We start from the raw sequence: 11,950 nt of genomic DNA on the forward strand, positions 1-11,950 counted from the left end.
AGTCAGGACTAGGAACGACGATAGCAGACCAGTGAAAGCATAATTTACGCTGCCATGCTCCGTTTGATACTAAGGCGGTTAGCATCAAACGGAGCAAACCTGTCCTCTTACCTAAAATACTTTACAAACACGCTCTTAGGCGAATTTGCGATAGCGCAAGCGCGCACGCAGGGCTTCACACTTCCGTTTCACCCACCAGACTAATTTGTTCAATCTAGTCTGGTAAATGAGGCGTAGGTAAAGGGGAAACCGTTGATAAAGGCTCGTTTCCAGAGAGAATAGCAACATTACAGCTTGCTATTCCAAGTAGGATAAAAGTGATTAAAAAGATCCGTATCTCACATTTGACAATAGCTTGCATAATTCTCACATCACACCTAATCGACTAAAACCTACAAATAGGACTAATTAGGGCGAAAGCACAGTTCCTTAATCAAGACGCCACATTATCCCCTGAAGCCGAAAGCCTCCCCCCAAATTGGGGAAAGGCTCTTAATCAAGTTAAATCTGCAAGTTTAACAGCTACTACCAACGGCGTTGTTGGTCAGCAGGATCGCCATAAGGGTCTTCACTAGCTGGGCGTACATTCCCTGGGTCGCCGTAGGGGTCTTCACTAGCTGGACGCACGTTACCGTACTGTCCTTGACTTGTACCACCTCTATTCATCATGTTCTTGACAGCCATAGCCGCAATCCCAGCCATCGCGCCTTTTGCTAGAGGATTGCTAAACATACCACCACCACCTTGACTATTACCACCAAGCATTCCCGCCGCACCACCTAGTATTTGACTAAGCATATCTGGTTGCTGTTGGTGCATACGACTTGTTGCCTGAGCCAGATAGTTAGAATCTTGATAGCGATCATCTTGACCGTCACCATCTGCATCAGGAAAATTGTAGTTTTGCTGCTGCGATTGCTGTTGAACATACTGACCGAACTGCATCCGCTCTTGGGGCGACATCCGACTAAAAGCTTCTTGAGCAGACTCTTGATATACATCGGCGGGTAACTGCCTAGATACTTGCTGGTAACGACTAGAAACTTCTTCATCAGAGTATCCCTCGTGAGGTGCGCCCTGTTCGTAGCGATTGACAAAATCTCGATAATTCTGCTCTGAATGTTGACCGCCACTAAGTATATTTTCTAAAAAACCCATGTTTGTCTCCTATGATTCGTAGTTTGTAAATTTTTTATAGTGCTGGGGCTGGTTGTAAATCTCTTAAATCACGTCCTGTGGAGCGATTATTGTAGCCTTGAAAATCGCGGTAGTTTTGGGCCTCATTTTCCGGTACTCGAATGCCCTCTGAAGGTGGCGTTACCCAGTGAACTTGCTTTTGAGCATCTCTGTAGTAAACGCGCCCATTTTTGGAAAGGTAGTATTGTCCTTCTGCTCCTGCTGCTTTCTTGTTTTTATGCTGATTGTAGAGATAGTAAAGAGCGGCGGCTCCAGCTAAAATTACTACTTTTTGCTTGTTAGATATTCCTTGACGAGGCTGCCCAGCGCGATCACTATTGTTAGCATAATTTTGGTTTTCAATGCGAGTATTATCTACCGGAGCGCCAGTATTTGCTCTACTACCGCAACCTGTGATAACTGAGAGTGATAATACTGCTGACAGTAGAATTGCTATTGGACGTAAAATTCTTTTCTTTTCAAAATTTGTTGTGTACATCGGCTTATTCCATTGAGTAGAGAAGACCTTTAGTTCTAGTTAGAAGTCTTTTAAAACAGCTATCAACAATATATTGTTAGCGTTCAACCAATTTACTCAAGATAAAGTAAGCGATTTTCAGCAGCAATAATTGACAGCTTTGGAGGCAATAGTAGCAAAATTTACAATTCATTCTATCCAGCCTTTGGTAGAAGTTAGCTTAAACGCTTCATACCACAGCAATACACAGTAAGGTAGAGGCGCAAGGAAAAAACATTGGTGATTTGTTGGGTTGGTAACAAGTTGCGCGATCGCACTACTTGGCAAATGACGACAACAAGTAATAGATCCAGCTACGTTACGAAAAAGCGTGATCGCAAAGCTCTCTAATTAAAAACAGCGATAAAATTTGGGTAGTAGATCCCACAAGCCGTCATGCTACAGTACAACCCATTGCAATCTTTACCATCGGCTACCGAACTGCCGGATTCTGACGATACACCAGTGGATAATGAATTTCAAGAGCTAATTCCCGGATTACTGCGTTCAATCTTGACTTTATTGTGGAAAGATCGCCAAGACTGGTTTTTTGCGATAGATATGGGCATTTACTACAGCTATACACCTGAAATCCGCCCAACAGCTATAGTCCCCGATGGTTTTCTAAGTATTGGTGTACCAAGGCGCAGAAATAATAAAGGACGCTTAAGTTATGTATTGTGGGAAGAAAATCACATTGTCCCTTTAATAGTTTTTGAAGTAGTTTCCCAAGCTTACGGCGGCGAATACGACACTAAGTTTGTCAAATATACTCAATTAGGGGCAGAGTATTATGTCATCTACAACCCAGACTATTTCAAAAGAGATAAGCACGAAGTTTTAGAAGTTTATCGCTTAGTAGATGGAGCTTATGTCAGACAAATAGGCGATCGCATCTGGATACCTGAAATTAATTTAGCCATAGGTACAGGGCAAGGTAATCATCAAGGATGGACGAGAGAATGGTTGTACTGGTACGACTTTGAAGGATATAGATATCTATCCCTTGAGGAACGAGCCGAAGCATCACAGCAACAAGCCGAAATCGCCCAACAACAAGCAAATCAAGCACAGCAACAAACTGAAATCGCCCAACAACAAGCCGAAAATGCTCAACAAGACCTAGAATTGCTAATAGCCAAATTACGAGAACGAGGAATAGATCCAGATAGGTTATGAAAAAGTGCGATTACTTATTAAAGTAGGTAAGGTTAAGGTAAAAGCAGTTTGGTTAGAGGGGGTCAAGTTAAGGATTAAATCGCCCCCATGCGCTCTAGCAATTTCTCTAGACAAACTAAGTCCGAGTCCTGTCCCTTCAACTCCAGAGCGCGTCCTAGCCGGATCTCCACGATAAAATCGCTCAAAAATTCGTTCGCGATCGCCTTGTAAAATATTTTTAGAAGAATTAGTAATCGTAATTAATAAGCTGGCTTTTTGTTGGGTTGCATTAATGCGTATCCAGCCATCGACAAGATTGTATTTAATCGCATTGGTAACAAGGTTTTGCACAACTTGGGTAAGTAAAACGCGATCGCCTAATACGTGCAGTTGAGCAGTAATATCTGTTTGTACCTTCAATTGCGGTGCTAATAATTCTATATCTTCCTCTACTTGCGCCAAAATCTCCGACAAGTTTACTTCTACTCGATGTAAGTTCATTCGTCCAGCATCAGCTAAAGAAAGTAACAAAAGTTTTCGCACAATTCCACTCAATCGCCGCACTTCATCTAGTAAACTACTTAGGCTTTGCTGCATCTGAGATTCAGGTTCAGCTTGTTGTAAGTTGCGTTCTAGTTCTCCTTGCAAAATTGCCAAAGGTGTTTTTAGTTCGTGAGCAGCATCACCACTGAAGCGAGAAGCCTGCTTAAAGCTACGTTCTAGGCTCGCTAACATCTGATTAAATACCGCAATCAATTCTACAAATTCTACATCCGTTGTATCAATGGGAACTCGTCTATCTAGTCCTTTGACGGTCACGTGTTTAATTGCCTCTGTCAATTGCCCTATAGGACGCAAAGCATTACCCGACAACCACCACGCCCCCCCAGTAATCAAAAATAGGACAATAAGTATGGAAATTAAAAAGATATTGCGAATTGCTGCCATTTCACTATCAATGGTTTGAAGATTAACAGCGATCGCAATTTGATTAGCAGGAAATCTCGCCGCACCAACGCGCCAAGTTTGTGTTGATGTATATTGAGTCACAAAGCGGGGCGGGAGTCTCTTACGGGGCGGAAAAACATCATTTCGCGGTCTTCCTGCTTCGATCAAGGGGCGTGTCCCTGCTGGCAACTGGAGGCTATCTGCCTTAATTTCTAAGGGCCAATTATCAGACTTATAAAGAGTATTATTCTCGTTATCGTTGACTAATAGCGCAATCGTTGTATCTTCATCAATGCCAAATAGGCGCGGTAAGGGCAAAAAGTGCTTAGAGCGATTGACTCTCATCAACTGGCTTTTGATTGCTTCATCAAGGCGACTAACTTTAGCTTGATAAATTAGCCACCAAGAAGTCATGCCAAATCCTATTAGCGCACTACCTGCTAAAACCGCCGATGCTAAAGCTAGGCGAGTACGAAAAGAACGCATCACGTTTATCAATTTTCCTCTTGGCGAAACCGATAGCCCACCCCTCGCACGCTTTCTAGCCAAGGCGAACCCCCAATCGGATCGAGCTTTTTGCGAATACGTTGAACGCAGACATCGACAACATTTGTAGTGGGATTAAAGTCGTAGCCCCAGACGTGTTCTAAAATTTGGGTGCGGGTAAAAACTCGTCCAGGCGATCGCATTAGGTATTCAAGCAGATTAAATTCGCGGCTAGTGAGTTCTACTACTTGGCGATCGCCAGTGACTTCTCGCTTAATACAGTCTAGTTTAATTGCACCCGCACTTAATATATTTTGGCGATCGCCATTGCTGCGGCGCACTACTGCATGAATCCGGGCGACTAATTCCTCTACAAAAAACGGTTTGGCAATATAGTCATCTGCGCCAAGATTTAGCCCATCAAGGCGATCGTCTAATTCATTACGCGCAGTAAGCAAAATTACCGGAACATTGCGTTTTGCTCGGCGCAAGCTTTTAAGAATTGCTAGCCCATCTTTGCCAGGAACCATAATATCTAGCACAAGAGCGTCATACTCGTTATCTAGGGCGCGGCTATAGCCTTCATCGCCATTATCGCAATAGTCAACAACAAACCCGTATTCCCTCAGTCCTGCATTAACAAAGTTAGCGATCTTTGCCTCATCTTCAACAAATAAAATGTGCATCCATCTCACCTACAACTTCAATTGTATATTCCCTACTTCCTGACTTAAATTACAAAAATGTAATTTAGATTTAGGTCAAACTGTAATTTTTATAGGGCTTAATTAAAACATGACACTTATCCAAAGGTTTGACGCTCATGAAAATTAATCGCTTATTAGTAGTTTCTGCTGTATCTGTACTGATTGGCGGAGGAGGGTTCATCACTAGCAAAGCCCTAGCAGACCAGTTTTTAGTAGCCCAATCAGCCCCCTCAATGGAGCAACGCGAATCAGGAGAAGGAAAACGAGGGGGTGGAAAACTTGACCGTCTAAGCGGCATAACCGAAGCACAGAAGACTCAACTGCAACAAATTAAATCTGCTAGTCGCCAACAAATTGAAGCTATCCCCACCGCCGCGCAAAAAGCCCGAATGGAAGCAATTCGCAACGATACTAAAGCTAAAATGGATGCAGTTTTAACTGCCGAACAAAGGCAACAACTAGCACAATCATCACCTGCTAGTGGAGAACGAAAAGGTCGCGGTTATCCTAAAATCAGTGGACTAACTGATGCTCAAAAAACTCAAATGAGAGAAATTCGCACTGCAAGCCGTCAGCAAATGGATGCGGTACTTACAGCCGAGCAAAAAGCCCAAATGGAAGCAATTCGCACCGATACCAAAGCTAAGATGGATGCAGTTTTAACGGCGGCTCAGAGGCAAGAATTAGAGCAGATGCGCCAGAAAAAACAAAACCGTCAACAAAAGCAGTCTTAACTATTGCTGTGGTGCGGAAGGAAAAGCTTTACCTTCCGCGCTGTGGAGATAAATTAATGCTCTCTGTTACTGAAAATAAACGGGGGTATGCTACAACCTTTGATATTGGGCTACAAATGGTGCGAAAGTGCGAAGCTCTGCGAGCTTGTGGCTCTATCGCTCTCAATTGAGCTACAGAAGTTCTCTGTTAGACAAAATATATTAGCAGAGAGCGATCGCGTAATTGAAAATTTAAGCTACTGAATTTCTAGCAAGATTCTGTTGACGGGTTTTTTCTGTATGAGCTTTTCTCGATAATACTTGTAGATTATCTATAGTTGATAGTCCACCCTTAGCCATAGGCTTGATGTGGTCGATTTGAAAGTCTAATCTTCTTTTACTTTTAACTCCACTAATGGCACAAGTTATATCTCCATTAGTATCTGTATGTTTTGCATAGATTGAGTCTTTTAGTTTCCTGTAATAGTCAAAATCTCTCTCTTTAATTTCGGACAAAGGTAGACTGTGTATATCTACGCGATCATGCTCTACACTTGCTTTTATATGTGTTTGCTCGTACTTTTCAGGCTCCTCAATTTTATAAATTTCAATGTCAAGTTGTTGTTTAAAATATCGTTTTTCGTAACCAAACAATACTTGCCAGAAATTTTGCCTGTTTTCCCAAAGAGAATTAACATACTCGGTTCTTGCTACTCCACCTAAACCCTTGTCATAAATATGACTTGCCACTTTGGCTAAGTCGCAATCTTTACGATTTTTGAAAGCTAAAAAGTCTGGCTTCTTTTCATTTTGAGCATAATAGCGCAGGATGTTTTTAATATCTTCATCTCGATAGCCAGTTAAACTATGAAAATTTGCGAAATATTCTATTTTGACTTTAGTAAATAAAGCCTCTAGTTCCTGAGAATTTAGTTCTTCTCTATCACCTATAGTTAGCGATTCAAATAGAGATGATAGATCGTTAATAAAGTCTTCATAAGCCTGTTCAGTGTCATCATATAGTAACACTTCGTAATTTTTATTACCTAAGTCCTCTTGTAATTCTAGATGTTCAAGAATAGAAAACTTATAAATACCCAGAGGCATTCTCTTTAAGAAATCTAGTTTTTCTAATGCAAAAGTGTCAATCGTTGTATCCATCATTACGGCGAATTTTTCCATTTCTTCAATGGAAATCAACCGGACAATAGAAGTATCTCTTTCCTTAGTAGTTTCGCTAAACGTACCTTCGCTTTCAATCAGCTTTTCAGGGTTTACCCAATTAATTTTGTTTTTCCAGTCATCAATAAAGCTAACAATAAAAGCTTCTTTTGTACCCCCAGCTTTCTCACCACGCAAAGCTCTACCGATCATTTGCGTCATAAAAATTGTGGAAGTGGTTGGGCGAGTTAGAAAAACGGTTTGCAAGTTGGGTAAATCTACGCCCTCTGTCAAAATGTTGACATTTACTAACACATTAGTTTGACCATTTCTAAACTCTTGGATGGCTAAAGCATTAGTTTTACCAGAAATTTTAACGCCTGTAGCAGCATCTGTAATATCAGCTAAGACAAGCTGCGATTTAAAATTAATACCTCTAGCTTCTCCCTTTTCATTAAAAAGCCCATTTAAAGCGCTCGCATGAACTTTGTTAATTGCAAACACTATTAGCTGTTTGTATTTCTCTATATTGTTGAAATACTGATCGACAATCTGATTATTTCGCTCACAACTTGTAGCAATTCTTATAGCGATATCTTCAGGAATGTTATCAAAAGCTTGAATTGCTTTAATATGCTTTGGTAATAGGTCGTTGTATATCTCTAACTTAGTAGGTAATTCTTCAAATATAGGATCAGCTAAAATACCTATGGTAATTAAGCTTCTCAAATCTTCCTTGAAAATAATATCATCAGGAAAAATTTGCTTTAACAAGCCTCCTTCATCTATAGCAGTTCTAAAAGGCGTAGCTGTTAAACCTAACATTTTGAAAGTTCTGGGCTTACTTTCTTCTAAAGCATGAATAACCTTACGATAGGTTTTAGCTGTAGCATGATGTGCTTCATCTACAACTAAAAGAACTTCATCTAAATTATTCGCCCATTTATTTAGTAGATAATCCATACCACTATTGAGACTATCTTTGCTGGCAATAATAATGTCATCTGTAGCTTGAATGTTTACAGGTATATCATGTTCGTTACTACCTGATATGATGCGATATCTAAAATTAGTGCGATCGCTCAGTAACTCAGAATAAGAACTATCCACAATTGTATTAAACGCTTGATTTAATAACTCATGACGATGGGCAATCCACAGCACTTTTTTATGCTTGTTTATAAAATTCTGCAATAGCCAATGGACAGCCGTTAAAGTTTTACCACCGCCAGTAGGAAGGACAAGTAAACCTTTGAAAGGAGAGCGATTTATAATATTTAATTTTTGAATTGCTGTATTTTGATGCTGATACAGGGATTTAGGTAAACTTCCCGACTTTACTTGTATTGTCCCCGCCGATCCAAGTTCAACAGTTCTATTTTCTGCGATTATCATAATTTTTACCAAAGTAGCTACGAATTTGCTAGATCCTAAGCTGGCTCATAGTAAAAAAACGTCAGAAATTTCACCGATCTTATTTCTTCTTATTCCTCTTTTGCGGTACGTTACTTAGGAGCTACCGAAAACCCCCGCCGAATAGTTTTATTTTCAGCCAATTATACTTGAAAAGTAATGCGATCGCGCATTTCCCCGCTTCTTACTTCCAAAGTCCAACTACCCGGACGTAAAACCCAGTAAAGCCCCTCATCTGCTAACTTTTCCCCATTCATCCACCACTCTACAGGCTGTTCTTGTAAAGCTGCTAACTTCAATTCCAACCTCTGCTGTGGCGAATTTGGATACACCAAAAAGTTGTCGCCATTGCGGGGAGAAACTATTTTCAAACCGTCCGCCGTTACAGACTGCGATCGCAGGATTTAGATCCGTAGGATCGTTAGGCAAAACCGCTAAAATAGTAGCTTGGGCAAGATTTAGGTCACTTGATGGCAGGGCAAAATAAACTCTTGAAGCTGCTTCAACACCGTAAATATTGCCTCCCATTGGCAAGCGATTAATATAGGCGTGTAAAATTTCATTTTTATTCATACCAGCAGCTAATCGCCAAGAGTGTCAAATTTCTTAGCTTTTTCCCCACAAATTGCGCGGATGCAGCTCTAACATTCGTGCCAGTTGCATTGTAATTGTAGAAGCCCTAGAGACAAGCAATAGGGCGCAAATTGCCTCTACTATTCTTCGCCCTATTGCCCGAATTTCTAGCGCCCCATGCTGATAATATTGCCCATCTTCTGCGGCTATAATGGCATGAATAAAGTGGGAGGAAACCTGGGTTAGAGATACAACCGCCGTTTGCTCTTGGCTTTGAGTCAACAATGTTCCTAAAGGAAGCCTTTGCCGACTAATTAATTCAACCGATTGGTCTTCTTGGGTTAGATTAGTCGCATAAATGGGAAAGATATAAGGTAGAAATCGCCAAAGTAAAAAAATTGCCATTAAAATCAATATCGCTTGCTTTACTCTTTTAAAAACCTGCCTTGAGCCTTTAGTTAGTTGTTTGACTGCTCCCAGGCGACTTTACTCACTGTATTCGATGCTGATAAAGACAAAATAACTGCTAAAACTGTTGCCCACCAAAACTAAGTAAGTTTAACCAACTACAGTGCGATCGCACTGTAGCAAATATAATAAGTCTAGATTAGGCAAAGAAAACTAAAGCAATTGCCGGGCGATTTTTTACTTAATTTTTTTTTCTGATCGATGCGAAACCTATGCAAAATGATGTAGCAGCAACAATCCAATGTTCCAACCAAGCCTGCAAAGCAATTAATAATGACACCGATAAATATTGTCAGCAATGCGGTATGCCCCTAACCAAACGCTACTTGTGGGCTGTAGGTGCAGGAACAACACTTAAAGTTGGCGACATGGTTCAATCGCGCTACCTGCTGATAGGCGATCGCATTTTTTTGGATACCTTACCCATTAATCCCCCAGAAACTCGCTCCTCGGATATTTCTTACGATATTAAACCTTACTTAAGACTTGTTCCCTATCGCCTCCACATACCTCAAGTCTACGCCCAGATACCAGCAGATAAAGAACCTGAATCAACCAAAATATTGCTCCTAGAAGACACTGCTATTTATGGCGTGGGAGAAATAGCAGGGCAACTAATGCCACAATTAAGCACTGTATGGAAAGATGCCACTTCCTTGCGCCAATTACACTGGTTATGGCAAATTGCCGGACTATGGCAACCTCTATGCGCTGAAGGCGTAGCGTCAAGTTTGCTTGACGAGGAATTAGTAAGAGTTGAAGCATCGATTATCCGCCTCTTGCAACTCAGGCTTGATTTTGCCGGAATGCCGCCGACACTTGCTCAATTAGGAGAATTGTGGCATCAACGGATAGCCCAGGCGAAACCAACTATTAGGGAGTATTTAGAGCAGCTTTGCTACGGTTTAATGATGGGAGAAATTAGCCACCCAGATGATTTAGTTATCAGCTTAGAAAAAGCCCTAGCCGACTGCGGAAAGTCGCTCTCTTACAATCTAACTACTAGCACCCTTACCGATAAAGGTCCCAGCCGTCAGCGCAACGAAGATGCCTGCTTTCCCCCTAGCGGAACGACTACAACTGTTGAAAAATCTGCCCCGATCGCCTCTACATTAACTATTGTCTGCGACGGCATTGGCGGACACGAAGGCGGAAATGTTGCATCCAACCTAGCTATTGAAACTATCTCTGAGCAAGTAAAGCAACTAATATTAGCCGAACCCGAAAACAGCGAGAACTCACTAATCGGCGCTTTAGAGCAAGCAACTCACGCTGCTAATGACCGAATTAGCGATCGCAACGATAGCGAAGATCGCACTGGTCGTCAACGGATGGGGACAACCTTAGTAATGGCTTTAGCTCACCAGCAACAAATGTACCTCACTCATGTCGGCGATAGTCGCGCTTACCTGATTACCCGCACTGGCTGCCATCAAATAACTCTAGATGATGATGTGGCGGCGCGGGAAGTACGACTAGGCTATTCCCTTTACAGCACTGCTATCCTTGCGCCTTCCTCCGGATCGTTAATTCAAGCTTTAGGCATGAACTTAGTTCTGCATCCTACCGTAAATCGATTTATTTTAGATGAGGATTGCGTATTTCTTTTATGTTCTGATGGCTTAAGCGATTATGATCGCGTCGAACAACATTGGGATACAGAAATTTTGCCTATTCTTGAAGGCAAAACCCAAGTAGCGGAAGTCACCGCTCGACTCGTCGAAATTGCCAATACTCATAACGGTCACGATAATGTAACCGTTGGTGTTATTCACTACAAAGGCAATTTTGTAGAGCCTCCTTCTCCCCTTAATCACTCTTTGGCACTTTTTGCCCCAAGTCCCGCAGAAGAAACGATTGCGGAAGCACTCCCCCACACCCCGGAACCTATAATAGAGTTGCCTGCTACTATACCTACAGTACAAGTCACAACAACCAAAAACTCCACGCCAAAGACAATAATTGCTGGACTTATTTTATTGTTGGGTTTGGGTGGAGTTGCTTATTTATTTATAGGACCGCTCCAGAACTTATGGAAACCTAAAGTTAGTTCTACGATAACTACAACAGAACCCGGCTTTTCGCCGGAAGTTGACCTAAAATCAGTATTTCAAATTAAAAAACCCGTCGGAGTAACAGTTAGCCAAATCGATGGATTATCACTGCGCCAAAAACCAGAAACAAATTCTAAAGCCGTGGTAGGAATTTTTGCTGGTAGCATTGTACAGGTAGCCGAGCGCGTAACTACCTTAGATCGGCAAAAATGGCTATTGCTCAAAGTCTGCGCCCGTCAGACCCCAGGGCAAGATTTGAGTGGTTGGATACCGGAAACTGAAATAGTTGCGGCAGTCGAAAAAGCTCCCGCAAATACCTGTTTTGTTTCCTCAAATACCCCACAATCCCCGGCTAATACTCCTGGCGTTGAGTTGCCAAAATAGCTAAAAAATTTTAATATTACCAATCAGACTGGTTCATCACCTACCCGCCCAAAGCTTACCTAAATTGCTAGCAAAATCCACAATAATTTTTTAAGAGCGTATCTGTAAAGTATTAGCAATAATCAGAACAACGACCGAGTTGTACCTATAGCCGATGAAACGCAAACCTTATCCCACGGATTTGACTAATGA

General features: G+C 41.6%; 9 protein-coding genes and 1 pseudogene. 3 read left to right on the forward strand and 7 right to left on the reverse strand.

The genetic code is table 11. From position 1 onward, the window contains the following. Positions 1-525: 525 nt before the first annotated feature. Entirely contained in the window at positions 526-1,158 is a 633-nt protein-coding gene (locus tag C7B70_RS23495; protein WP_106371357.1) for a hypothetical protein, read from the reverse strand. 34 nt (positions 1,159-1,192) lie between these two features. Beyond that, entirely contained in the window at positions 1,193-1,675 is a 483-nt protein-coding gene (locus C7B70_RS23500; protein ID WP_106371358.1) for a hypothetical protein, read from the reverse strand. 414 nt (positions 1,676-2,089) lie between these two features. Between C7B70_RS23500 and C7B70_RS23505 the strand changes: the two genes are divergently transcribed. Then, positions 2,090-2,872 (forward strand): Uma2 family endonuclease, encoded by a 783-nt coding sequence (locus tag C7B70_RS23505; protein WP_106371359.1) that lies wholly within the window; start codon positions 2,090-2,092, stop codon positions 2,870-2,872. Here the strand turns inward: C7B70_RS23505 and C7B70_RS23510 are convergent. Continuing rightward, a complete protein-coding gene (locus C7B70_RS23510) occupies positions 2,867-4,285 on the reverse strand; it encodes an ATP-binding protein (RefSeq protein WP_106371360.1) in 1,419 nt (472 codons plus the stop codon). The genes C7B70_RS23505 and C7B70_RS23510 overlap by 6 nt on opposite strands. A gap of 8 nt (positions 4,286-4,293) precedes the next feature. Next, positions 4,294-4,971, reverse strand: a complete 678-nt coding sequence (locus tag C7B70_RS23515; RefSeq protein ID WP_106371361.1) for a response regulator transcription factor — start codon at positions 4,969-4,971, stop codon at positions 4,294-4,296. 137 nt (positions 4,972-5,108) lie between these two features. Between C7B70_RS23515 and C7B70_RS23520 the strand changes: the two genes are divergently transcribed. Next, positions 5,109-5,726 carry a hypothetical protein gene (locus tag C7B70_RS23520; protein ID WP_106371362.1) on the forward strand — a complete coding sequence of 206 codons (618 nt, stop codon included), beginning with the start codon at positions 5,109-5,111 and terminating at the stop codon, positions 5,724-5,726. A gap of 231 nt (positions 5,727-5,957) precedes the next feature. Here C7B70_RS23520 and C7B70_RS23525 read toward each other — a convergent pair whose 3' ends face one another. The 3 genes and pseudogenes from C7B70_RS23525 to C7B70_RS27260 all read right to left on the reverse strand — a co-directional run. Continuing rightward, the gene (locus C7B70_RS23525) at positions 5,958-8,273 is read right to left on the reverse strand and encodes a DEAD/DEAH box helicase family protein (RefSeq protein WP_146134154.1); all 2,316 of its coding nucleotides are present in this window, start codon (positions 8,271-8,273) and stop codon (positions 5,958-5,960) included. A gap of 149 nt (positions 8,274-8,422) precedes the next feature. Beyond that, positions 8,423-8,650: a hypothetical protein gene (locus tag C7B70_RS28060; RefSeq protein WP_339376692.1), complete on the reverse strand. Its 228-nt coding sequence runs from the start codon at positions 8,648-8,650 to the stop codon at positions 8,423-8,425. A 34-nt stretch (positions 8,651-8,684) separates the two neighbouring features. Then, positions 8,685-9,257 (reverse strand): annotated as a pseudogene (locus C7B70_RS27260) (transglycosylase domain-containing protein); the annotation flags it as partial. 275 nt (positions 9,258-9,532) lie between these two features. Here C7B70_RS27260 and C7B70_RS23535 point away from each other — a divergent pair. Then, a complete protein-coding gene (locus C7B70_RS23535; RefSeq protein WP_106371364.1) occupies positions 9,533-11,758 on the forward strand; it encodes a protein phosphatase 2C domain-containing protein in 2,226 nt (741 codons plus the stop codon). Positions 11,759-11,950 lie beyond the last annotated feature (192 nt).

The organism is Chlorogloea sp. CCALA 695 (genome assembly GCF_003003885.1).
Lineage (GTDB): Bacteria > Cyanobacteriota > Cyanobacteriia > Cyanobacteriales > Chroococcidiopsidaceae > Aliterella.

What these genes read in the sequence shown, in the direction of transcription:
- C7B70_RS23495 (WP_106371357.1), bottom strand. Translation starts at nt 1,158, where the DNA reads ATGGGTTTTTTAGAAAATATACTTAGTGGCGGTCAACATTCAGAGCAG.
- C7B70_RS23500 (WP_106371358.1), bottom strand. Translation starts at nt 1,675, where the DNA reads ATGTACACAACAAATTTTGAAAAGAAAAGAATTTTACGTCCAATAGCA.
- C7B70_RS23505 (WP_106371359.1), top strand. Translation starts at nt 2,090, where the DNA reads ATGCTACAGTACAACCCATTGCAATCTTTACCATCGGCTACCGAACTG.
- C7B70_RS23510 (WP_106371360.1), bottom strand. Translation starts at nt 4,285, where the DNA reads ATGCGTTCTTTTCGTACTCGCCTAGCTTTAGCATCGGCGGTTTTAGCA.
- C7B70_RS23515 (WP_106371361.1), bottom strand. Translation starts at nt 4,971, where the DNA reads ATGCACATTTTATTTGTTGAAGATGAGGCAAAGATCGCTAACTTTGTT.
- C7B70_RS23520 (WP_106371362.1), top strand. Translation starts at nt 5,109, where the DNA reads ATGAAAATTAATCGCTTATTAGTAGTTTCTGCTGTATCTGTACTGATT.
- C7B70_RS23535 (WP_106371364.1), top strand. Translation starts at nt 9,533, where the DNA reads ATGCAAAATGATGTAGCAGCAACAATCCAATGTTCCAACCAAGCCTGC.